Source organism: Hydrogenimonas sp. (assembly GCF_029932565.1).
Taxonomy (GTDB): Bacteria; Campylobacterota; Campylobacteria; order Campylobacterales; family Hydrogenimonadaceae; genus Hydrogenimonas.
This window is the reverse complement of record NZ_JAOZPV010000015.1, coordinates 1-21,903: the sequence shown is the minus strand read 5'-3', so window position 1 is coordinate 21,903 and position 21,903 is coordinate 1. Positions and strand designations below refer to the sequence as shown.

General features: G+C 50.8%; 22 protein-coding genes. 4 read left to right on the top strand and 18 right to left on the bottom strand.

Going from position 1 to position 21,903, the window contains the following annotated elements:
- The first annotated feature begins 66 nt into the window (after nt 1-66).
- The 4 genes from dxr to tpx all read left to right on the top strand — a co-directional run bounded on the left by dxr (nt 67) and on the right by tpx (nt 3,341).
- The gene (gene dxr, locus Q1K24_RS03430; protein ID WP_300365977.1) at nt 67-1,137 is read left to right on the top strand and encodes a 1-deoxy-D-xylulose-5-phosphate reductoisomerase; all 1,071 of its coding nucleotides are present in this window, start codon (nt 67-69) and stop codon (nt 1,135-1,137) included.
- Nucleotides 1,124-1,693 (top strand): alpha/beta hydrolase, encoded by a 570-nt coding sequence (locus tag Q1K24_RS03425; RefSeq protein ID WP_300365974.1) that lies wholly within the window; start codon nt 1,124-1,126, stop codon nt 1,691-1,693. Before dxr ends, Q1K24_RS03425 begins: the two co-directional genes overlap by 14 nt.
- Nucleotides 1,690-2,682, top strand: coding sequence for a tRNA (adenosine(37)-N6)-threonylcarbamoyltransferase complex transferase subunit TsaD (tsaD, locus tag Q1K24_RS03420; protein WP_300365971.1), 993 nt, complete (start codon nt 1,690-1,692; stop codon nt 2,680-2,682). Before Q1K24_RS03425 ends, tsaD begins: the two co-directional genes overlap by 4 nt.
- A 140-nt stretch (nt 2,683-2,822) precedes the next feature.
- Entirely contained in the window at nt 2,823-3,341 is a 519-nt protein-coding gene (gene tpx / locus Q1K24_RS03415) for a thiol peroxidase (protein WP_300365968.1), read from the top strand.
- A gap of 184 nt (nt 3,342-3,525) precedes the next feature.
- Here tpx and Q1K24_RS03410 read toward each other — a convergent pair whose 3' ends face one another.
- The 18 genes from Q1K24_RS03410 to Q1K24_RS03325 all read right to left on the bottom strand — a co-directional run.
- A complete protein-coding gene (locus tag Q1K24_RS03410; RefSeq protein ID WP_300365965.1) occupies nt 3,526-3,900 on the bottom strand; it encodes a hypothetical protein in 375 nt (124 codons plus the stop codon).
- A 107-nt stretch (nt 3,901-4,007) separates the two neighbouring features.
- A complete protein-coding gene (locus Q1K24_RS03405; protein WP_300365963.1) occupies nt 4,008-5,120 on the bottom strand; it encodes a hypothetical protein in 1,113 nt (370 codons plus the stop codon).
- Nucleotides 5,121-5,143: 23 nt separating this feature from the next.
- Nucleotides 5,144-5,578 carry a protoporphyrinogen oxidase HemJ gene (gene hemJ, locus Q1K24_RS03400; RefSeq protein ID WP_300365960.1) on the bottom strand — a complete coding sequence of 145 codons (435 nt, stop codon included), beginning with the start codon at nt 5,576-5,578 and terminating at the stop codon, nt 5,144-5,146.
- The gene (locus Q1K24_RS03395) at nt 5,579-5,812 is read right to left on the bottom strand and encodes a hypothetical protein (RefSeq protein ID WP_300365957.1); all 234 of its coding nucleotides are present in this window, start codon (nt 5,810-5,812) and stop codon (nt 5,579-5,581) included.
- 86 nt (nt 5,813-5,898) lie between these two features.
- Complete coding sequence (locus tag Q1K24_RS03390; protein WP_300365954.1) at nt 5,899-7,056, bottom strand: cytochrome b/b6 domain-containing protein; 1,158 nt, start codon at nt 7,054-7,056, stop codon at nt 5,899-5,901.
- A 31-nt stretch (nt 7,057-7,087) separates the two neighbouring features.
- Nucleotides 7,088-7,675: a DUF3365 domain-containing protein gene (locus Q1K24_RS03385; RefSeq protein ID WP_300365951.1), complete on the bottom strand. Its 588-nt coding sequence runs from the start codon at nt 7,673-7,675 to the stop codon at nt 7,088-7,090.
- A gap of 55 nt (nt 7,676-7,730) precedes the next feature.
- The gene (gene nrfD, locus Q1K24_RS03380; protein WP_300365948.1) at nt 7,731-8,912 is read right to left on the bottom strand and encodes an NrfD/PsrC family molybdoenzyme membrane anchor subunit; all 1,182 of its coding nucleotides are present in this window, start codon (nt 8,910-8,912) and stop codon (nt 7,731-7,733) included.
- A 10-nt stretch (nt 8,913-8,922) separates the two neighbouring features.
- Nucleotides 8,923-9,486, bottom strand: coding sequence for a 4Fe-4S dicluster domain-containing protein (locus Q1K24_RS03375; protein WP_300365945.1), 564 nt, complete (start codon nt 9,484-9,486; stop codon nt 8,923-8,925).
- Between the two features lie 3 nt (nt 9,487-9,489).
- Entirely contained in the window at nt 9,490-11,889 is a 2,400-nt protein-coding gene (locus tag Q1K24_RS03370) for a molybdopterin-dependent oxidoreductase (protein WP_300365942.1), read from the bottom strand.
- A gap of 269 nt (nt 11,890-12,158) precedes the next feature.
- Nucleotides 12,159-12,500 carry a c-type cytochrome gene (locus Q1K24_RS03365; RefSeq protein ID WP_300365940.1) on the bottom strand — a complete coding sequence of 114 codons (342 nt, stop codon included), beginning with the start codon at nt 12,498-12,500 and terminating at the stop codon, nt 12,159-12,161.
- Nucleotides 12,501-12,578: 78 nt separating this feature from the next.
- The gene (locus Q1K24_RS03360) at nt 12,579-14,069 is read right to left on the bottom strand and encodes an FAD/NAD(P)-binding oxidoreductase (protein WP_300365938.1); all 1,491 of its coding nucleotides are present in this window, start codon (nt 14,067-14,069) and stop codon (nt 12,579-12,581) included.
- 69 nt (nt 14,070-14,138) lie between these two features.
- Nucleotides 14,139-15,719 (bottom strand): single-stranded-DNA-specific exonuclease RecJ, encoded by a 1,581-nt coding sequence (gene recJ / locus Q1K24_RS03355; RefSeq protein WP_300365936.1) that lies wholly within the window; start codon nt 15,717-15,719, stop codon nt 14,139-14,141.
- A gap of 207 nt (nt 15,720-15,926) precedes the next feature.
- On the bottom strand, nt 15,927-17,561 hold the full coding sequence (gene pyrG, locus Q1K24_RS03350) for a glutamine hydrolyzing CTP synthase (RefSeq protein WP_300365934.1): 1,635 nt from the start codon (nt 17,559-17,561) through the stop codon (nt 15,927-15,929).
- A 130-nt stretch (nt 17,562-17,691) separates the two neighbouring features.
- Nucleotides 17,692-19,305: a cation:proton antiporter gene (locus Q1K24_RS03345; RefSeq protein WP_300365932.1), complete on the bottom strand. Its 1,614-nt coding sequence runs from the start codon at nt 19,303-19,305 to the stop codon at nt 17,692-17,694.
- A 115-nt stretch (nt 19,306-19,420) separates the two neighbouring features.
- A complete protein-coding gene (locus tag Q1K24_RS03340; protein WP_300365930.1) occupies nt 19,421-19,813 on the bottom strand; it encodes a DUF6858 family protein in 393 nt (130 codons plus the stop codon).
- A 100-nt stretch (nt 19,814-19,913) separates the two neighbouring features.
- Nucleotides 19,914-20,117: a DUF2892 domain-containing protein gene (locus Q1K24_RS03335; RefSeq protein ID WP_300365928.1), complete on the bottom strand. Its 204-nt coding sequence runs from the start codon at nt 20,115-20,117 to the stop codon at nt 19,914-19,916.
- Between the two features lie 159 nt (nt 20,118-20,276).
- Nucleotides 20,277-21,467 carry an FAD-dependent oxidoreductase gene (locus tag Q1K24_RS03330; protein ID WP_300365926.1) on the bottom strand — a complete coding sequence of 397 codons (1,191 nt, stop codon included), beginning with the start codon at nt 21,465-21,467 and terminating at the stop codon, nt 20,277-20,279.
- A 14-nt stretch (nt 21,468-21,481) separates the two neighbouring features.
- Nucleotides 21,482-21,903: NifB/NifX family molybdenum-iron cluster-binding protein (locus Q1K24_RS03325; RefSeq protein ID WP_300365924.1), on the bottom strand; the 422-nt coding region annotated here is incomplete at its 5' end.

The window sequence follows — 21,903 nt, the reverse complement described above, 5'->3', positions numbered from 1 at the left end:
GAGTGCAATGAAGCGGAGAGCATTGTCATCTTCCAGGCAGGATTATCGCATCCCGGAAGGAGAGCGATGATCCTGCTGGGCTCCACCGGATCCATCGGCGTCAACACACTGGCCGTCGCCGAACGGTTCCATATCCGTGTCGAAACGCTGGTCGCGGGAAACAACATCGAGCTTCTGACACAGCAAATCCTGAAATTCCAACCCTGCTATGTCTGTGTCGCCACCAAAGAATTGGCCAGACAGATCGACCATCCGAGAGTCTACTGGGGCGAAGAGGGGATCCTGGAGGTGATTCGCCAAAGCGGTTCGATGATCGTCGTCAACGCGCTCGTCGGTTTTCTCGGACTCCGCCCGACGATCGTCTCGATCGAAGAGGGAAAAACGGTTGCACTGGCCAACAAGGAGTCGCTCGTCGCCGCCGGTGCGTTTATCCACCCCGACCATCTTCGCCCGATCGACAGCGAGCATTTCGGACTCTGGTATCTGCTGAACGGCCGAAAACCGAAAAAGATGATGATCACGGCGAGCGGCGGGGCCTTCCGCGACACACCGATCGATCAAATCGAACACGCCACGCTCGAAGAAGCCCTGAACCATCCCAACTGGAGCATGGGTGCGAAAATCACGATCGACAGTGCTACGATGACCAACAAACTGTTCGAACTGCTCGAAGCACGGTGGCTCTACGGCTGCGAGCATATCGATGCGGTCATCGAACCCAAATCGATCGTTCACGCGCTCGTCGAATTTTCCGACGGTGCGACGACGGCGCAAATGGCACATCCCGACATGAAACTCCCCATTGCCTACGCCTTGATGCAGAAAGTGGACGAACCGATTCTCGAACCGGTCGACCTGCTCGAAGTGGGCGCACTGGAATTTCATGCAATCTCACCGGACCGCTATCCGATATGGCAGATCAAGGAGGATCTTCTGAAACATCCCAAACTCGGCGTCATCGTCAATGCAGCCAACGAAGTGGGTATCCGGAAATTCTCGGAGGGCTCGATCCCATTCGGTCGGATTTCAGAACTCACCCTGGCCGCCTACGACCGTTTCCATGATGCGAATCCACAGACACTCGACGATGTGTTCGCCATCGACAAAACCGTAAGGGAGTGGTGTGAAACGAGATAAGGTCCTGCTGCTGCACGGATGGGGAGGAAGCGACTACCCGCACTGGCAGGCGTGGCTCGCCTGCGAACTGGCGAAAGAGTATGGAACGGTCAGTTTTCCTCTCATCCAACACCCACATTTTCCGCATCTTAATCGCTGGAGAAAAGAGGTCAAAGCGCATCTGGCTGATTTCAGACCCGACACGGTCATCTGCCACTCGCTCGCCAATACCTTATGGTTCCACCTCTGCAACGAAGGAGAGATTGCACCGGTCAAGAGGCTGATCCTCGTTTCGCCTCCACGCCTCGACTGTAGGATCGATACGATCAAAAGTTTCTTTCCGGTCAAAGTGCCCACACACCTCTTTGCCGAAAATGCCACCCTCATCGTCTCCACCAACGATCCCTACCTGACACTCGAAGAGGCGTGGAAACTTCAGGAAAGGCTCGCCATCCCGATGAAAACGATCGAAAAGGGCGGCCATATCAATGCCGACAGCGGCTATGGACCGTGGCCCTGGATACTGGAGTTTCTGAAAACGGATGGTGTCTGCCCGAGGGGGAGTGATAGAGTATGATCCTCAGTATCGAAAGCAGCTGTGACGACAGCTCCATCGCCGTCACCGAAATCGCGACGAAGAGATTGCTCTTCCATCGCAAGATATCCCAGGAAGCGGAGCATGCGAAGTATGGGGGTGTCGTTCCGGAGCTGGCCAGCCGTCTCCATGCCGTCGATCTGCCCAGGCTTCTCGAAGAGGCCAAACCCTACCTCGACGATCTGCAGGCGGTTGCCGTCACCAATGCCCCGGGCCTCTCGGTGACACTGCTCGAGGGGGTGGCGATGGCACAGGCGCTCAGCATTGCCAGAGGGTTGCCCATTATCGCCATCAACCATCTCAAAGCGCACATCTATTCGCTCTTCATCGAAAAAGAGGCACACCTTCCGATGCTGGTGCTGCTCATCTCCGGCGGGCACACCATGGTGCTCGATGTCAGAAGCTTCGACGACATCACGATCGTAGCCACGACGATGGACGACAGTTTCGGAGAGAGTTTCGACAAAACCGCGAAGATGATGGGGCTCGGCTATCCCGGCGGGCCCGTTATCGAAGCACTTGCCAAAGAGGGAGACGCCGACCGGTTCCGGTTGCCGATCCCGCTTCGGCACTCTCCGAAAGTCGCCTTCAGCTTTTCGGGCATCAAAAATGCCGTGCGTCTGCTCATCGAACGGAACCAGCCCCTCGACGACAGGAAGATGGCGGATATCGCCGCAGGCTTCCAACAGGCGGCGATCGCCCATCTGCTGCAAAAAACCAAAAAGATTTTCACCCGTCTGCAGCCGAACGATTTCGCCATCGTCGGCGGTGCAAGCGCCAATATGGCCGTGCGGGAGGCATTCGCGAATCTTTGTGCCGAATTCGACTGCACCCTTCATCTCGCCGATCTGCAATACTGCTCGGATAACGCCGCCATGGTTGGCAGATGCGGCATCGAAGCCTTTTATCTGGAGCGCTTCGCGGATGCGCTGACGATCGGGGTTTCACCAAGAACTGATAAGATTTTTTAATTTTCTAAAAGTTTACAAAAAACTTAAAATTAAATTTTTTTAATTAAGAGTTTTTTTATCCTATTCATGTACAATTTCATCAGTCGCATCAAATGCGAATAGATTATGTTAATCAACACATCTTATAAAAAGGAAAACCTATGGCAACTACAAAGCTCAAAGGTAACGAAGTCAAACTGGCTGGAAACGAAGTCAATGTTGGAGATAAAGCTCCGGAAGTCACTGTTGTAAATTCTGAAGGACTCGCCGATAAAAAAGTCGGTGGCGCTCAGGGCAAAGTACAACTTCTGGTTGTCGTTCCTTCACTCGACACTCCGGTTTGTGCAGCTGAAACACGCAAATTCAACGAAAAAGCTGCGGATATCGAAGGCGTCGATACGACTGTCATCTCCATGGACCTCCCGTTCGCGGCTGGACGTTTCTGTTCGGCAGAAGGCATCGAAAACCTGACCGTCGCATCCGACTTCCGTAACAAAGATTTCGCGAATGCATATGGCGTACTGATCGCAGAAGGCCCGCTCGCCGGCGTTACTGCCCGAGCCATCTTCGTCGTCGACAAAGACGGAACAATCGTTTACAAGCAGCTCGTTCCCGAAATCACGGAAGAGCCGGAATACGAAGAAGCGCTTGAAGCTGCCAAAGCTGCTGCAAGCAAATAATTCAACGGCGTTTGAACAACCTCCAAACGCCAACGCCGGGTTCTGAGCCACTAAAACCGGCTCCCGGCGGAGCAGGTCTTTTTCACAGGAAGCCTGCAACATTGCAAATCACTGCTACACTCGGGGGAGTGTGAGGCGGATTTTCGGGTCCGCCTTTTTTTATGCCCTCACTTTTGAGACTGCCTCATTTCCAGACGACAACATTGCCATCGAAATAAAGCTCAATCGCATTGTCCGTGTGTACAACCTGAAAATGAATGTTGTCGACAGCAAAATACCGGTACCCATTCGATTCTGCATAGCTTTTGGATGCACTGAGCGCCTCTTTGATCATTTTGGTTTTCATTTCTCCTACCCACTCCTGCACCTCTTTGTTCTGTTTATAGAGATAGACATTGCCTGCCCATGTCCCGTAATGCAGAGGATACCCATCGCGCCTGCCGAAATCGATCTTCGCCGGAAGTTGTCCGATGTACGCTCCCATCCGAACCGCTTCCGCGCCCATTCCCAACGACAGCATCAACGCCGTCATCACAACACTTTTCAACACTGTTTTCATTCTATTTCCTTGTGAATAAATGGATCGGTCATGGCGAAAGAAACTGTCTCAAACGTCCACCCGACCTTCTTCGTTGTAGAAGCCAATGAGTGGAGGGGGCGGTCTCTCTATCCCTGATAGAAATTGAGAACCATTTTCTGCATAATGGTAATCAAACGGGTCTGCTGCAATGCAATATAGCTCTCGATCTTCTGTTTGAAGTAGTGATTGGGGTAGATCGAGAAAATGAGCTGATCCGCTTTTTTGTAACGAAGAATGGCAGATATTCGGATATGGGTTTTTCTTTTTTCGCGTTCCGGCAGATCAAAACTGATAACGACATGCTTTTCATCCCCTTCGAAACAGATCTCTGTCATCTCCACTCTCTCGAGATTTACAGCAATCGAGTTGACCGCCAATGAATGGATGAGGCCGGCTATCTCTTCCCCGTTTGCACACTCGATGAACGCTTCGATCGTCTCATCCGGCATCACACGGATGTTTTCACGATCAACCGGTGACTTGTCGATAAACCGAAGATTGCTCAAAATCACCTCCGCACGATTCGGTACGGCATTGGCGATATCGGCCTTGACGGTATCGGGGAGCAGCGGATGCTTTAGAAATGTGAATGGTTCGTTTTTCAAAAAAGCGGATTTGGCCAGAGATGTTTTGACCCGCAGAACACCCTTTTGATAACTCAGGACATTGACCTCTTCGCTCAGAGGCATACCGTTATAGAAATTGTAAAGGGTCACTTTCTGGTTATCGGCGAAGAAATTGGCAAAAATCTCCTCCTCGCCACCCTCTGTGCAGAAGTTGTATTTGGCCGTTCCATAGCAGATTTTTCCCTCTCCTATCTCCTTCGCCTGTGCAAGATAGCGCTCCATGCGTGCCATCAGGGTATCATAACTGTCCTCTTTGTCGATGATGGTCAGGGCGCCGTATTCCATTTCGGCATTCAGCGATTTGCGCAATGTCTCCTGAATATTTTTCACAACCTGCACACATCGATGCAGATGCATATCTTTCATGAAGGTCATGAAGGTACCGTCGTCACAGACGAGAAGCGGGGAAAAGTCGGTCTGCTCCTGCAGAAGCATCACACTCTTTTCAAGCTGCTCCTCGTCCAATCGGGAGGTATTGAAAGAGAAGCAAAGCATGGCAAGCGACGTCTCACTGTTTTTGACAAATCGAATATGCGCTTTGACGATGCCGCGTCGCGCTATTGTTCGTTCCATCTCACTCAATCCGTTTTTCGGGCTCATACCGGTTTCACGACCACCATGATGACGATGACGATCATAAGGATCGTCGGGACTTCATTGTATGCACGGAAAAACTTGCCGCTTTTGGTGCATGTGCCTTCTGCCAGCCGCGCCTTGTACCATCCAAGCGAATAGTGATAGGCCACCAGCAGAGCCGCTGCGACAAGTTTGATCCAAAGCCACAATCCGCTCTGAAAAAGTGCCGGATTCAGCCATATCATGGCTCCGCCACTGATAATGGTCGCCCACATCGCCGGCACACCGATAAAGTGGTAAAGTTTGCTTTCCTGAATCTTGACGACTTCGACGAAGCCCTCATTCCCGGCATGCTCCTGATGATAGACATAAAGGCGAGGCTGATAGAAGAGCATCGCCATCCAACTCATAAAACTCATCACGTGAAATGCCAGTATCCACGTATAGTATTCCATCTATGTTTCCCTTGAAAGTATCTTGCGCATCATTTTGATAAAAAGGCGCACCATCACCACCAGCATATAGGCGCCGAACACAATGATCAGCGGATGTAACGGTCCCAGCGGACTCGAAGGCAGTGCCGCGACATGCTCCAGCGGGTGGTCAAACCACTCTTCATGATGCATTCCAATAGCCAAAGCAAAAAACAGTCCAACATAGATGAGAAGCTCTCTTTTCAATCGCTTCATTCACTTTCCTTCATACGTTAAATGGTAGTTTATACGGTAGCATCCGGTGCGTTAGTTTTCGTTGAATTGGAAAAGGAATCAGAGAGTCATTTGGAATATATGTGCATTTTGAGCGCATCTTTGAAAGAGACATCGGGAATCTTGATGGAATCGTCGTCGATCCGTCCTTTCACGATATCGGGGTGACAGGCATCGCAGCTGAATTTGGAATCGATCGACTTTTTCTTGAAAACCTTCGAAGGTATGCGTTTGTGCGTCTTTTTCCAGTATGGGGTATGGACGATGGAATTGACATGCTCGTAGCGCCATTTCAGCGATTCCAGAATCTTGAAAGCGGCTTCCCGCGTCGAGTGATCGGCACTGTGACGCACAAGATACTCCCGGATCGTTTTGGCATCCTCTTCGTCAAGATCGAGTTCGTCCCCGAAGTGCTCGTCGGTCGTATCCATGATGAGCCGCCACGACTGTGCAGGGAGCAGATAGGCAGGAAAAACGATGTGGCAATCTCCACACTCCAGCGCCAATACGGGATATTTCTTCTCGTAATCGATCGGTTCGTAACAGCTTTTTGTCAACGCATTGTCGGGTACTTCGACCACATAAAAGTAGATGGCAACCGAGAGGAACAGAAAGAATGCGGCGAAAAAATTCTGTTTTCGATCCAGCTTGACATCCATCCCGCCCACCTGGTACTTGTATCCCGTAAACATCGACCAAATGATGCCCGTGTGGTGGTAGATATGTTCGAACACGACGCCCCAGATGTGAATGATGACAACGAGAAGCATCGCATAGGCGATCCACATATGGGTCAGAAACATCTGATCCATCTGATAGTAGATCTCTCTGTTGAGAAAAGAGACGATACCCCGTCCCTCCTGGACACCGTAGAGAAAAATACCGCTGATACCCAGCAGAAGTCCAAGAACCAGCATGGCGATCGCTCCCCAGCTGGAAGCGGGATTGTGTCCTGCTGTCTTCTCTTTCTGGCCGAAAAGGTGCAGAATGTAGTCAAGGAGATGATCTCTTTGGAAATCGAAGCAGTTGAAGTTGGAGTATAGCGGTCCGATAAATCCCCATCCCAGCCTGAAGAGAGCAAGAATGACAAAGACCATTCCGAAGGCCACATGGATGGTTAAAAGATTTTCGAACCAGATTGTCACAAATGCGAAAAAGAAAGAGAGAGCAAACAGCCAGTGAAAGGTCCTGATGCAAAGCGGCCAGACATAGACTTTCTCCTTCACCGCCCTCCCCTTTTCATCCTGTGAGAAACCTCTACTCGTCCTCTTTCGGTGCAGGGAATTCCACGACGATCGCACCCCTCAGGTCACCGCTGCGAAAACCGTATCCTTTGTCATCTTTGTATTTGGATGCAAAATATTTGACAATTTTCGGGTCAATGGTATCTTTGTCTCCGTGGCACTTTTTGCAGGTTCGGCTGTTCAGCGTAATCGGCGCATAGAGCTTATAGCTGCCATCCTCATGTGCCTGCACAATCGTCTTCGGAAGGAACGCGTTCGCTTTCACAAGCAGATCCAGTGCTTTCAGCATCTTCTCTTCATCTTTTTTGGGTGCGTTCTTCGGATTTCTGTGGCCCAGGCTGACACGTCTGACACGAAGATCTTTTCCATATTTCTTGCGGATGGCATCGATGTCCTTCAATGACTCTTCGGCGCAATATTCCGCCATCGCTTCGATGCCACCCTTCTTCTTGGCCTTCTTCAATTTGTGTTTGAGTGTTTTTTGAATCTCTTTGGAGATTTTCCCACCGATCTCTTCCACCTGCTTGACACTGTATTCTTCCGCTATCAACAGACCCGAAAAAAGTGTCGACAGCAATATCACCTGCATCCATCGTTTCATTAACTTGCTCCTTTTACCGGCCCGCCGAAAAAGAGGGGCCGGTTGTTGTGATATTTTAGTGATGCTCGGGCATGCTGTCAAGATCGAAAAGTTTGGTGCCCAGGAAATAGAGAATCAGACAGATGCCAATACCGCCGAATCCTATCATCATCTCGGTTGATGACGGGAAATAGTCGACGAACGAAGGCGGCAACTGATATTCACGGATCTTCAACGTCTGCATCGGGAACAGCTGGGCGTCGTGGACCAGATCATATCGCATGTAGAAGATACCGATCATGCCGATGAAGGAAGCCCATACCATGCTCTTGATAGCCGTTCCTTTGGATTTGAGGATCAGCAGGAATGGAATGACCATACCACACATCACCTCGCCCAGCCAGAACGACTTGGTATGGAGAATGTGCATGATGACATCCGCGCGTTCCGGCATACCGCCGTAGACACCGGTCAGCATCTTCCATGTCTCGAAGAACATCAGAATCGCCAGGAGCAATCCCTGAATTTTCATGAAATTGATCAGTGCCTTGGTCACATCCTCGGGGAATGGCTTGCCGCGGTATTTGTATCCATACATCAGGAAAATCAGATAAATCCCCGTAATGAACGCTGTCAGAATGAAATAGGTCGGGTAGAAAACGCCGTTTGCGACGACCCTGGCATTCAGAAAACCGAAAACACCACCCAGGTTTGAGTGTGCCGCAAGACCCACCAGAAGCCCGAACAAACCGAAGATCTTCGCATTCTTCATATCGTTACGCATCAGGAAAATGAATTCGATCACCATGAAAGTCAGATAGATACCGTACAATGTACCCATCCACCAGATCGCCGAGGTCAGCCCCGGGCTCAATACGTTATAGATCATCATCGTGATCGGGTGCCCGATCTCAAATGCGATAACGGCAAAACCGGAAAGAATTGTAATAATCGATCCGAAAATCGCCCGTTTGCTGACAGCCATATAGTCTTTGAAACCGAACACGTCACCGAAAGAGCCTACGATACACAATCCCGTGGATGAGACAACGAAAAAGATGTACATCGCAATCAACAGTCCCCAGGGATGCTCCCTCGTTACACCATAGGCATGGTGCCCGTGAATCAGATAGATAATCACACCGATAAAAAAGAGTGCCGTCAGTACGATGGCGATCAAGGCCATCAATTTGTTTTCAGGTACCAACAGCTCTTTCAGAGACATTTTTCTATACGGAATAATTTTTTGCAAATCCATTATTCACCCCTTAAATCAAATAGAAGAGTTTGGGTTTGGTACCCAGATGCGGCTTGAGCGAGAAGTGCTCGCGATCTCTCAATACCTGGCTGATTTCACTGTTCGGATCATCCAGGTCACCAAAAATACGTACTTTTGTCGGACAGGTTGCCTGACAGGCTGTGGTCGTCTCTCCGCGCGCCAGACGCGTATCGGAGCAGAAGTTACACTTGTCGACCGTCATCGTTCTGTCATCGACATAGCGCGCATCGTAAGGACAGGCATTCATACAGTAGCTGCAGAGGATACACTTGTCCGGATCGACGCGTACAACGCCGTTTTCGTCATAGTGAGTCGCATGTGTCGGACAGACCTCCTGACACGGCGCATGCTCACAGTGCTGACACTGACTCGGCATAAACGTATTGGATGCAATACTGAGCAGCGGAAACTCTCCTTCGATCTCTTTGACACCAACCCAGATACGGTGCTTGTCAGCCCCGAGCAGGACACCGTTCTCCTCTTTACATGCGACTTCGCACGCTTTGCAGTTAATGCAGTTTTTGTAATCCAGGGCCATTCCATATCTTGCCATTTCTTACACCTTTCTGATTTCTACGTTCGTTGAATGCATCACGGCACCGCCGTAGACCGGCTCGATCTCGTCGACGATGACGGCATTGTCGTTGCCGCCGCTTCGATACGCCCACGTAAGTGCTTCGGACTCCTCTCCGAATCCGTGAATGAAGAAGACCTGATCGGGAGCGATCTTTTCGGTCGGATAGGCTTTGAGCCGCGTTTTTCCCGCTTCGCTGGAGACTTCGATCATATCGCCGAATTTGATCCCCATCTTTTTGGCCACCCGCTTGTTGATCCAGATGTAATTCTCGTGAATCAGATCATGCAGCATTACGTTATTGGCGGTACCGCTCTGGGTGAACTGGGCATGACGCCCCGTAAGCATGCGGAATTTTCCTTCCGGCACGTGATATTCGTACTCCTTGCGCCATGTCGGCATCGGGTCGACACCTTTTTTCGCTATATTGGCCAGATTGCACTCCACTTTGCCGGAGTTGGTCTTGGGTTTGCCTTCCCGTACGCTGTAAGCTTTCTCGTCGTCGGGATAATACACATGCTCGTTGGCCGACACCTGCTTGAAATACTCTTCCATTTTCGGATAGAAGACCCCATGTTTGCAAAGCGCCTCGTAAGCTCCCGGATACCCGGAAACGGCATGTTCATTGAGCTCTTCCTGGCTATGCTCGAAGGGGATGGTGAGATCGAATTCTTTGTAGACTTCCGCTTCACCCCGGTCGGCAATGTCATCCTGCACATCTTCATCATATTTTTTCGTAATCTCGAAAAGAGGTTTGGAAATTTTCTCGGTCAGGCCGCGCATGATGTCAATGACCGGTTTGGTTTCGTACATCGGATCAATGACTTTGTTTCTCACGGCAATCGACGGTTCCGGACCGCCAAACGTTTTGACCGGGTCGGTTCTTTCCAGATAGGTACACTCCGGCAATACGACATCGGCATACATTACGGTATCGCTCGGCATGGTGTCGATCGTGACGATAAGGTCGAGACCTTTGAGGAATTTCGCGGTTTTTTCCACGTTGGGCATATTCATCATGGGATTGTGCTTGTACAGGAACATTCCCCGTACGGGATAAACGCTCTTTCCTTCAAGTATCCGGTTTCGGAATCCGATCCACGATCCGCCGCCTGACACGATGGCACAGTCGGAATAACCCGGCTTGCCTTTGGCCCGGGCGACATCCACACCCTCCGCCTGGGCGTACATGGGTGCTACGGCACTATGACCTTTGAGAGGAAGTTTTTTCCCGAAGACGAGTCCGCCTTTCGTGTCAATGCCGCCGCCGAGTGCCTGGAAAATCGCCATGGCACGGCGCAGCTGGAAGTCGTTTTTGGCGAAAGTACTGCGACGGCCCGGATAATAGACCGCTTTGGGCGCATGTTTCATGAAATCCCGTGCAATTTCATAGATATCTTCGGCTGGGATGCCGGTGATCTTCTCAGCCCATTCCGGCGTGTACTCTTCGGCGTATAGATGGTTCTTGTACTGCTTGAAACCGTTGAAATACTTCTCGACATACGCTTTGTCGTAAAGCTCCTCCATAACAACAACATAGGTCAATGCCAGGACAAAAGCCAGATCGGTACCGGGTTTGATCGGCAGCCATTTGTCGGCTTTGGCGGCTGTGTTGGTAAAGCGCGGATCGACACAGATCAGCTTGGCGCCGCGCCCTTTCGTACGTTTGAAGAAGTCCATCGTATCGGGTGTGACGATCGCTTCGGCCCGATTGGCGCCGGCCATGATGATGTACTCCGCATTCTCCAGATCCGCCTGGGGATAGGCACCAAGTGTGACACCATAACCCGAAACAACGGTTCGAAGACACAAGGATGCGTGATTGAGCCAGTTCGAAGAACCGAATCCTGTATAGAAAGTCTTGAACGTGTGTTCGGCCATTCCCTCGCCGGCACAGAAAAAGATGGTCGATCGGTTATCTTTTTCCTCATCAAGAATCTTGGCCAATCCGGGGAATTTGTCGGTACCGTTCAAAATCGCGTCGTATGCCTCATCCCAGGAAACCCGTTTGAATTTGCCTTCCCCCTTTTCTCCGATACGTATCATCGGATACTTCAGTCTGTCAGGATCGTAAAGAGCCTGGATACCGGCATTTCCTCGGGGGCAGAGCATATTGCGGGATTTCGGAAACATCGGATTGGGATCGAGTTTGGTCACGACACCATCCTCCACCCGGGCAATGGCCGCACATTTGTTGACACACATTTCACACAGTGTCGGAACAAACTTCGCCTCGCCCGTGCCTGTCTTCGTCGTGATGGAGAGCTCTCCGTGCTCCTTTTCGTTGGAAAAAAGATTGCTCGGTGCCATCGACATGCCGCCAATTACGGTCATCGCGACGCTGCCCTGCAGGAAGCGTCTTCGGGAAATTTCGACCGCCATATCTCCTCCTTCTATATCAAATATAATTCCATCATAAATAAGATAAATTTAATCTTATTTATAAAGTCACATTTAATTTTAGTACAAATAAGCTTATACTATTCTTCTTATGCTTTTTATCAAAAAATTTGAACATAAACAATCTTGTTCGGCAAAAATACCAAATTGATTTTCATCACATCGATTGTATATTTTGCAGGGAAAACAGAATTGAAGAGTAAAGAGTTTGGAGTCAAAGATCGAGGCGACGGTAGCGTCGCCTCTGAAGCTTAGTTGGCTTCTGGGTTGAAAGAGTAGTAGAGATATTTGGCCATTGTCTGAGGATCGACATGGATTCCTTTTTTCTTTTCGAGAATTTCCATGTTGTGCGTCATCGCTTCGTGCTTGCTCGCTTCGAATCCCTTCTCCTTCAGATTCATCAGTGCATCGAAAAGCTCATTGATATCTTTGTCATTCAGAGCCGGTCCTTTTTTGGCTGGGTTTCCCTCTCCATTGGCACCATGACACTTTTTGCAATACTTTTCATAAATTTTTGCATTGCTCATTTCGGCGGCCATCGCACCCACGCTTAACACCGTCAGACATGCAACGGCTCCCACAATTTTTTTCATTCGCATTGTTTCTCCTTCTTCGGAAATATTTTTCATTTTAACGTCAAATCGTGTAATCATTGTGAATGATACCCGTTTTTACATCAGGCCTCGCATCATCAGATTCCAGTACATCGGCTTAAGCATGTAGAGGTCGAATGCCCACCAGACCCAGCGCGGCTGAGACGGATCAAGCGGGAACGACGGTGCCGGGCCATCATAGTTGAACTCCGCCAGCATAATTTCACCATATTGTGTTTTCAAAGGACAGACCGTATACCCGTCGAATTTCGCCGTCGGCTCTTTGCCTTCCATAACGGCAACGAGGTTGTCCTGGAGAATCGGCCCGTGGTGACGTGCAGAACCGCCTGTTTTACCAAGCGGAATACCGAGAATATCACCGATGCCGAATACGTTTTTATATTTGATGTGCTGAAGCGTATAGCGGTCTGCCGCCATCCATCCCTTGGCGGTACCTTTCTGCCATCCGATCGGAGAGTTTGCAACGGCATCGACCCCTTTCATCGGAGGAACGATGTGAATGAAATCGTATTTCATTTTCACCTTTTTGACCATCGGAATGACTTCGAACTCTTCAAGGTCCTCGTCCCACTCCCCTTTTTCGAGATAGTGGTAGTCGAATGTCGCCATTTTGCTGTCGGAATCGATTTCGACCAGATTGTGGCCGAATGCGTCATAGATATTGCCGTAGTCGACAGTCAATTTCAAGAGTGTCTGGTTGTAAGATTTGATACCGAAGAGTTTTCCACCCTTTTTTGCAAAAGTAAATTTGGCGTTATCGTGGATATCTTTGCCGCCAAGCGGGCTGTTGCCGCGCAGCATATCATCGCTCAGGTAGAGGATCTTCTGCGGTGCACCACCACACTTGATCGGTGTGCTAGGCTGCGTACAGATCACGTGCAGGGGATTGCCCGGATCGCGCTTTTCCGCTGCAGCGCGCAGTTGCTTGAACCATTCCCATGTGGCAACGCCGCCCTTGGCCGTACCTTTGACGGGGTCGTTCAGATAGACACTGGAGATGCCCTTTTGTCCGACCAGATCGGGGCTCATGCCCTTGATACGCTCGTAGTCATACTGCAGACCCGTCGCGACAACCAGAAAGTCGTAGCCGATTTTTCCATTGTTGCCTGTTTCAACACTATTGTTGTCCGGATCAAAACTTTTTACCTCATCTTTGACCCATTTGACGCCGTCAGGCATCAGGTCGCTGTTCGATTTCTGAATATCACTTTCCGTATAAAGGCCTGCTGCCATAAAGACCTGGCCAGGCTGATAAAGATGGATATCGTTGGGAGCGATAAGCACAATTTCCGCATTGGGAGCCGCTTTTCTCATGCGTGCTGCCGCCATAATACCACCGGCACCGCCGCCGACGATCACGATTTTGGCCTTCTTTCCGCTGGAAGCCATCGCTTTCGTTGCGGCGTTGGCGGATGTGGGTGCTGCCCCCATCATCGTGGCCGCTCCACCGAGACCCATCAGTTTCAGAGCATCGCGTCGGCTCATGCCCTCTTTCTTCATGATCTCTTCAATAACCTCCTGGCTATGTTTCAACATTTTTTTGTCCATATTATCACTCCTCTATTTGCGAATGTTCCTATTATAAGTATTAAAGGTAAAAATTATCTTATTGATGCGTCAGTGAATTTTATCTACAAGCAGCTGTATCGTTCGACGGCCGTTGAATTCATTGACCTGCAGAGTCCCGGAAACATCGATATTTTCGCCAACTGAAACCATTTTCTTGAACCCGAACTGAATGGCGGAAAGAGAAATATTTTTACTGCCCAGAAGAAGCTTCATATGGTTTTTTTCGGCGCCAATTATATTTGCATCAATAACACTGATATTCTTGATCAAAAATTTTGGTCGACTGTTGGCCTCTCCGTAAGGCTCGTACCGTGCCAGGATCTCCATCAGACCCCAATCGATTTCTCCAATCGGCAACTCTCCGAGAATATTCTCTTTCGGCATAAAGAGTTCGGGCGGGAGCATCGACGCCTCTTTGCAAATAGCGCCGCGGAAGGCTTCGATCTTCTCTTTGTCCAGCGAAAGTCCGGCTGCCATTTTATGACCGCCGAAGGCCGTCAGAAAACTTTTGCACCGGTCAAGCAGTACAAACAGATTAACATCACCGATACTTCTTCCGCTCCCTTTTGCACGCCCGTTTTCGACAGAAAGAACGATGGCCGGCTTTTTGAACCTGTCGACCAGGCGCGACGCGACGATACCGACAACCCCTTCGTGCCAATCCTCCCGGGCCACTACGATGACCGGGTCGTCCGGATTGGCCATGGCTATCGCCGTCTCCGTCGTCTCCATCTCCTCCTGCCGCCGCATCTGATTCAGCGCATCGAGCGTGATCCAGCCGCTACTCGCTTCATCGATCGTTTTGGCCCGAAGAAATTTCAGGGCGATCGATGCATCTTCCATCCGTCCGGCACTGTTGATGCGGGGTGCGATACCATATCCGATGTCCTCTGCACTGAAGCGCTGTTTGCCGAGATAAGATCGCACCACTTCGAATGCCGGACGGTTTGAACTCGAAAGCATCTCCAGCCCTTTTCGGACAAGGGGACGGTTGATTGACGTCAACGGCATGACATCGGCCACGATCGCCAGTGCCAGCAGATCGAGAAACCGTCCCATCCTGATCTCGAGATTCAGACGCTGCTTGAGAGCACCGATCAGGAACCACGCCACCTGTGCCCCGCAGATATCAGGGTAGGCGAACGAACAGGCATCCTTTTTGGGATTGACGATCGCATAAGCATCGGGAAGCATTCCGGAGGGGGTGTGGTGATCGGTAATGATCAGGTCGATACCTCGCTCTTTGCAGATGTTGGCCGCATCGATCGCGGTAATGCCGTTATCGACCGTAATAACCACATCCGCATCGATGCGGTCCAGAATCTTTGGAGAGACTCCATAGCCATCGACAAACCGGTTCGGGATGACGACATCGACCGGATAGTCGAGCAGCTCGAAAAACTCCTCCATCAGGGCGGATGAAACGACACCGTCCACATCATAGTCACCGACAATGGCAATCCGTTCCTTGTGGCGGATCGCACGGACAATACGGTCCGCCGCTCGGTCCATTTCATGCAGTTCAAACGGGTTGGGAAGATCTTTGAGTTCCTTGAATCCGTCCAGAAACCGCGCCTCGAGCAAGGCAGCTATGCTGGCTTTGGTCAGCTTGGGAAGATTGGAACCCATCTCAAAAATCCCCATAGTCGGTAACGGAAACGATTTTGCTTCCTGTCACGGCGCTTCGACGAAGGCGTGGCCAAAGCCGCGTCAAGGAGAAGCAACAAAGAGAGGGGGCAAAATCGCTCCGCCCACTTGCGTGCCATTCCCGGCCATGGAGATTTTTGAGATGGGTTCTAGAGTGCATATTGCAGCACTCCGATTCCGGGCGAGGCTTTAATCATTCTCGGCATTCTTGGCAGTCAGCGCTGCCCTGGCAAATGCGAGAATGGAAGGGTTGGGGTTTTGAAGACGCGATGTAAATTCCGGATGGAACTGCACGCCGAGGAACCAGGGATGATCTTGGACTTCGACCGCTTCGATGAGGCCGTTGCTTTCGCCCGATACGATCATCCCCGCTTTTTCGAGCCGCTCCCGATACGCCGGATTCGCTTCATAGCGGTGACGATGCCGTTCATAGATGATCTTTTTGTCCCCATAGGCCTCAAAGAGCTTCGTGCCCTCCTTGATTTCACAGGGGTAGGCACCGAGACGCATCGTGCCTCCGAGCGGGCTCTTATGGGTCCGCACCTGCTTCTCTCCCGACTGATCGATAAATTCGTCGATCAGATAGATGACCGGCTCGTTTGTCTCCGGATCGAATTCGACCGAGTTGGCATTTTCTATCCCCAGCACGTTGCGGGCATACTCGATCATGCTCAATTGCATCCCGAGACAGATACCGAGATAGGGGATTCTGTTTTCGCGTGCATGACGTATCGCCATCATTTTGCCTTCGACACCCCGCACACCGAATCCGCCGGCGACCAAAACGCCGTCCACTTCGCCAATCGTCTCTTCGATCCCTTTCTCTTCGATATCCTCACTGTCGACCCAATGAAGATTGATTTTCGTATCGAGTGCCGCACCGGCATGGATCAGTGCTTCCGTCAACGACTTGTAGGACTCTTTGAGTCCCAAATACTTCCCGACGAAGGCGATTGTGATCTCGTCGCGCGGGGCGATGATACGTTTGACCAGAATGTCCCACTCCTCCATATTCGGTTCGGTATCGGTCAGATGGAACCGTTTGATCAGCGGATGCATGATACCGTCTTTGAGAAAATTGAGAGGCACCTGGTAGATCGTCGGAGCATCCATGCATTCGATGACACTGTCCATATCCACATCGCAGCTGATGGCGATCTTTTTACGCAGCTCTTTGGGCAGCGGTTTTTCGCAGCGGGCAATGATCATATGGGGCGTGATACCGATACGGCGAAGCTCCTGCACACTGTGCTGGGTGGGCTTGGTCTTCAGTTCACCGGCCGCTTTGATGTAGGGAACGAGTGTCACATGGATATTGATGACACGCTCACTGCCGAGCTCGTGTTTGATCTGGCGAATCGTTTCGAGAAATGGAAGACCTTCGATATCTCCAACCGTTCCACCGAGTTCAACGATCAGGACATCTTTCCCTTTGCCCGCTTCGAAAATTCTCTGCTTCACTTCGCCCACGATGTGCGGAATCACCTGAATCGTCTTGCCCAGGTATTCGCCTTTGCGCTCTTTGGTGAGCACCGAGTGGTAGATCTGTCCGGTCGTGAAGTTGTTTTTCTTGCCCAGATCGACATTCAGAAAACGCTCGTAATGGCCCAAATCCAGATCGGTTTCGGCACCGTCGGCCGTCACGAAGACCTCCCCGTGCTCCAGGGGACTCATCGTCCCCGGATCCATATTCAGATAGGGGTCCATCTTCAAAATCGAAACGTTCAGCCCCGTCTGTTTCAGAAGCGTCCCCACGCTCGCCGCCGTGATCCCCTTGCCCAGGGAACTCAGAACACCGCCGGTTACAAAAATATATTTTGTCATGCACAGCCCCTCGATCGCGAAAGTAAAATCTTTTGCGATTGTATCCAATGACCCCTAAGGGGGAGGTAAATTTCGTGAACGGGAAAATAGAGAGTAGCAAATGGAAGCAGAAATCGGGATGGATGCTCTTCTATTGGGCGAAAAGCCGGCACCGCATCGCTTCGGCCACGAGGAGTTTCGCCATCTCCCTGCTTTCTACGACCACATGGTCCACGTCGAGACCGGCGATCAGTTCCGCTTCGGAGAGGGTTTTCACTTTCGCCACGACGTTGGCTTCGGGTGCCGTGTTCTCCAGGGCTTCGCAGATGAGCCTGAGGTGTCTGGCATTGTCCACCGCAACGATAACGGCGCTCGCCTGCGCAACGTTGAAGTGCTTCAGGATCTCTTCGTTGGCGGCGTTGGCGAAAAAGATCGGCTCTCCGGCTCTCTGCCCCTCCTCCATGCGGCGGATATCGTGTTCGAGGACAACGTAGTGGGCCTGCTGTTTTTTGAGCTCTTCGGTTACTTTCTGTCCCAGGGGCCCGTAACCGCAGACGACAACATGGTTCGAAAAACCGGTCGATTCGACTTTGACGAACTCCGGCTCAGGTTCGGGCATGAGCATATCGGCGATATCGCGTATATGCCCCAGAATGAAAACGGAGGCGATCATCGAGATGATGATGGCGCTGAGCATGATCTGGGTAATGCGCATATCCAGCAGATCATTCGCCTGGGCCAGGGCGAAGACCGCCAGAGCGAACTCGCCCACCTGCGCCAGCGTGAGGGCGGTTTTGAGTGCCACGCGGGGACGGGTGAAAAAACGCAGAAAGAGAAAGATCGTGCCGAACTTCATCGCCATCACGACCAGCGCGATCACGAGTATCCAGCCGATATTCTGGGCCACTACAGCCAGATCGATCTGCATGCCGACCGTCGTGAAGAAAAGGCCCAGCAGCAGATCGCGGAACGGCACCAGCTCCGCTTCGATCTTGTATTTGTAGTGGGTTTCGGCGAGCATCATGCCGGCCAGAAAAGCCCCCAGCGAGTAGCTGAAGCCGAAAAAGTGCGCCAGCTGCGCCGACCCGACGACGATCAGCAGAATCGTGGTCAGAAAGATTTCGGTGGAGTTGGTCCTGGCGATCTGCGTCAGGACCCATTCGAGAAGATATTTACCGACCAGATAGATGATGATCCCCACCGCCACGGCGTCGATCAGCGTCTGCCAGAGCATCCCTCCCAGGTCGCCGCTTCGGGAGGAGAAGATCGTGATCATCAGCAGGATCGGAATGACCGCCATATCCTGAAAGATCAGAATGCCCACCGCTTTTCGCCCATATGGGGCGTGCATCTGCCCCGATTCGCCCAGCATCTTCAAAACGATCGCCGTGGAGGAGAGTCCCAGCGCGAGACCGACGATAATGGAACCCTGAAAGGAAATATGCCACAGTTTGTGGGCCAGAAAGCCGAAAACAACTGCGCTCAGCGTCAGCTGCATGAAACCGAAGAGAAAGACTTCCCGCTTCATTTTGACCAGATGGCGATAGGAGAACTCCAGCCCGATCGTGAACATCAGAAAAACGATACCGAACTCCGCGATATGGTGAAGCTGTTCGGTGAAATCGTGGTGCAGGTCGAAAAATGTGGTGACGGCGACACCCGTGATGATGTAACCAATCACGGTGGGAATATTGTAACGCTTCAGAAGCGAATTGATGACGACGGAGAGAAAGGTTGCCAGCAGGATAATGGAAAGATAGTTCATACCCGATTATATCAAAGGTGCCGCAACAGAGTGGTGACAAAATCGTGCAGCCCGCCGAAAAGAGGCGGGCCGAAGAAAAGAAGTCGGAAAAATGCCGGTACTTTCGGCATGCGGATCAAGCGTTTTTGAGTGCTTTGCTCCACGTTTCCATCGCTTCGTTGGCTTGCGGATTGGGCGCTTCCATGAAGATGACGACAAATTTGTCGCCCATGTCGCTGATGCCGATGGAACGGGGTCGGACCGCCATCACTTCCGGTGTCGGAAGCTCTTTGCCGAAACAGAAGACGATATTTTTCGCGGCCTTGATATTTCCGTTGATACTGCCTTCAGGCAGACTGCTCGTGTGGGCGTAATGGTCGAAGGTCGCGATATAGACGGCAACCGGATGTGCATCGATCTTCTCTTTGAAATAGGCGATCACATCGTCGACCGTTTTGCAGGTCGTCTCGTTCTTATCGATGAAAAGTTCGAAAATGGGATACTTCTCTTTGAAGACTTTCTGGGTCATTCATGCTCCTTGAATCAATGGTATTTGTTGTGGAATTGTATCGAAGAAAAAGAAAAACTCCACCGAATAATAACTATAAGGTGGAGTTTGAGAGATATTTTTAAGAATTCTCAGAGCTATCGTTCTTGTGACAGCCCGTGTTGATCCCAAGAGGAAGATAGAGTGGGCAGATGCCTATGGCCCCTGTCAAGAGCGGTATCAGTCCGACAGCACCCCAATAGTTCTGCGCCGCGACACCCCATCCGATGATGGCGAGCCCCAGAATGACCCGTACGATACGGTCGACTTTTCCTTCGTTGCACATGATTTGCTCCTTTTTTAATTATGTTACGCGGGCATGCGCGAAACGCGTACCCTGGCGGGGGGTGAAGTGTCCATTGCACCCCCTGACGCTTCGAAAGCTTTCGCTTTCGAGATGCCGTTACCCAAAACGAAGTTTATGCGTAACGGCAGTTACTTATACTTACATGCCCGGAATTCGGGGGATTTTGCCGAGTTTCGAGTTTCGGCAGTACCATCCCCACCCTTTTTTGAGCCAGTGGCCGATGATCGGCATCGGAATCATTTTGCCGCCCTTGTTGTCGCGATAGACGAAAGCCGCACCATCACCGCTGTCCATCACACAAAGGATATTGAGATGATCGAGATATCCTTTGCGTGACTCGCTTCCTTTGGCAATAGCATCGATATTGAAGGCGACGTTGCGCGCCATAACTTCGGCAATGTGCCCTTGCTTTGCACGCCAGTCCGGCCCATCGATCGCCGCGGAATCACCGATGGCAAAGACATTGTAAAACTCCGGTGTTTCATCGTAATCGTGAACCACTTCACAGTAGTCATTGATCTTGATCAGACCGGCTTCATTCAATGGCAGGTCAGAATTTTGAAAGACCGGATGGCCGTCACCGGCAGGAATGAACATTGTAAAATCACTTTCGAGTTTGGTATCATCTTCGAAAACGACACCATTCATTTCAAAACGTTTGATCTTCTTGCCGAAATGTTTACGGATATTGAGACGGCCGAAAAACATATCCATCATTTTGAGAGCCTGAGGACCCATGCGTGCGCCCGGTTTCTCCATCGGTGCAAAAAAGGTGAGCTCGAAATTATCACGAATTCCTTTTTTCTTCAATGCATTGTGTACATTGAAAAGGACTTCAAAAGCCGGTCCTCCGCGAACATTGCTCGGATCTTTCGGGTTGCCTCCGAATCCCATGGCGATCTTTCCATGCCCCTTTTCAATCAACGCATCAATGCGCTCCTTGATCTTTAGCGACTCTTCCGGTTTCCCGCAGATAGAGAGGAAATGTTCGCTTCCCTCATGTTTGACTTTGCCGCTTCCGATGGCAATGACCAGGTACTCACAGCAGTATTCTCCATTGGCGCAGACGACACGACGCTCTTTGGAGTGGATCTCTTTGACTTCATCGATAATCAGTTCGAATCCATGCGCCGCCTGCAGATCCTTCAGTGGGATACAGATCTCTTCAAATTCGGTTTCGCCCGTCGGAATCCAGATGGATGTCGGATAGATGTAAAAGTAATCCCGGTCCGATATCAATGTAACAGCATAATTCTTTTTGCGTAGAAAAATCGCCGCCTCCACACCGGCAAATCCTCCACCGAGAATCAAAACTTTCCTCTTCTCCACTCTCGCCTCCTCTATCAATGATGTGCAAACCGCATAATATTATCGACAGTGATCTCTTCCATACTGCCGTGTTTAAGTTTCTCGAGAACCTGCCCAACAAGGATGCGCCCCTCTCCAGGGTAGAAAAGACGCACACCCGCTTCTTTCATAACCATAAATGGATTGCCTCCGATATGCTGCGTCACGATTGTATCGACACCCAAACCGATAAGCCATGCCACCGTTTTCGGACCCGCTCCGGCATAGGGGTTTTCACGAATTTCGACGCTGCCTCCATCATCGACAAAAGCAAACCACTTCGCCTTTCCGAATACGGTCGTCAATGGAGGATTCTCTTTGTTCATTTTGACCGGCATTGCAGTCAGCATATTGTTCCTCCTCACTTTTTCAATTTTTTCTGTACGATATCCCACCTGGGATAGACGAAGACGGTATG

Bases quoted from the DNA above. Each gene is read 5' to 3' on its own strand.
- tpx (WP_300365968.1), top strand. From the start codon at position 2,823: ATGGCAACTACAAAGCTCAAAGGTAACGAAGTCAAACTGGCTGGAAAC.
- tsaD (WP_300365971.1), top strand. From the start codon at position 1,690: ATGATCCTCAGTATCGAAAGCAGCTGTGACGACAGCTCCATCGCCGTC.
- nrfD (WP_300365948.1), bottom strand. From the start codon at position 8,912: ATGGATTTGCAAAAAATTATTCCGTATAGAAAAATGTCTCTGAAAGAG.
- recJ (WP_300365936.1), bottom strand. From the start codon at position 15,719: ATGGGTTCCAATCTTCCCAAGCTGACCAAAGCCAGCATAGCTGCCTTG.
- Q1K24_RS03410 (WP_300365965.1), bottom strand. From the start codon at position 3,900: ATGAAAACAGTGTTGAAAAGTGTTGTGATGACGGCGTTGATGCTGTCG.
- Q1K24_RS03345 (WP_300365932.1), bottom strand. From the start codon at position 19,305: ATGAACTATCTTTCCATTATCCTGCTGGCAACCTTTCTCTCCGTCGTC.
- Q1K24_RS03365 (WP_300365940.1), bottom strand. From the start codon at position 12,500: ATGAAAAAAATTGTGGGAGCCGTTGCATGTCTGACGGTGTTAAGCGTG.
- Q1K24_RS03395 (WP_300365957.1), bottom strand. From the start codon at position 5,812: ATGAAGCGATTGAAAAGAGAGCTTCTCATCTATGTTGGACTGTTTTTT.
- Q1K24_RS03405 (WP_300365963.1), bottom strand. From the start codon at position 5,120: ATGGAACGAACAATAGCGCGACGCGGCATCGTCAAAGCGCATATTCGA.
- pyrG (WP_300365934.1), bottom strand. From the start codon at position 17,561: ATGACAAAATATATTTTTGTAACCGGCGGTGTTCTGAGTTCCCTGGGC.
- Q1K24_RS03340 (WP_300365930.1), bottom strand. From the start codon at position 19,813: ATGACCCAGAAAGTCTTCAAAGAGAAGTATCCCATTTTCGAACTTTTC.
- Q1K24_RS03385 (WP_300365951.1), bottom strand. From the start codon at position 7,675: ATGAAACGATGGATGCAGGTGATATTGCTGTCGACACTTTTTTCGGGT.
- Q1K24_RS03360 (WP_300365938.1), bottom strand. From the start codon at position 14,069: ATGGACAAAAAAATGTTGAAACATAGCCAGGAGGTTATTGAAGAGATC.
- Q1K24_RS03335 (WP_300365928.1), bottom strand. From the start codon at position 20,117: ATGTGCAACGAAGGAAAAGTCGACCGTATCGTACGGGTCATTCTGGGG.
- hemJ (WP_300365960.1), bottom strand. From the start codon at position 5,578: ATGGAATACTATACGTGGATACTGGCATTTCACGTGATGAGTTTTATG.
- Q1K24_RS03370 (WP_300365942.1), bottom strand. From the start codon at position 11,889: ATGGCGGTCGAAATTTCCCGAAGACGCTTCCTGCAGGGCAGCGTCGCG.
- Q1K24_RS03375 (WP_300365945.1), bottom strand. From the start codon at position 9,486: ATGGCAAGATATGGAATGGCCCTGGATTACAAAAACTGCATTAACTGC.
- dxr (WP_300365977.1), top strand. From the start codon at position 67: ATGATCCTGCTGGGCTCCACCGGATCCATCGGCGTCAACACACTGGCC.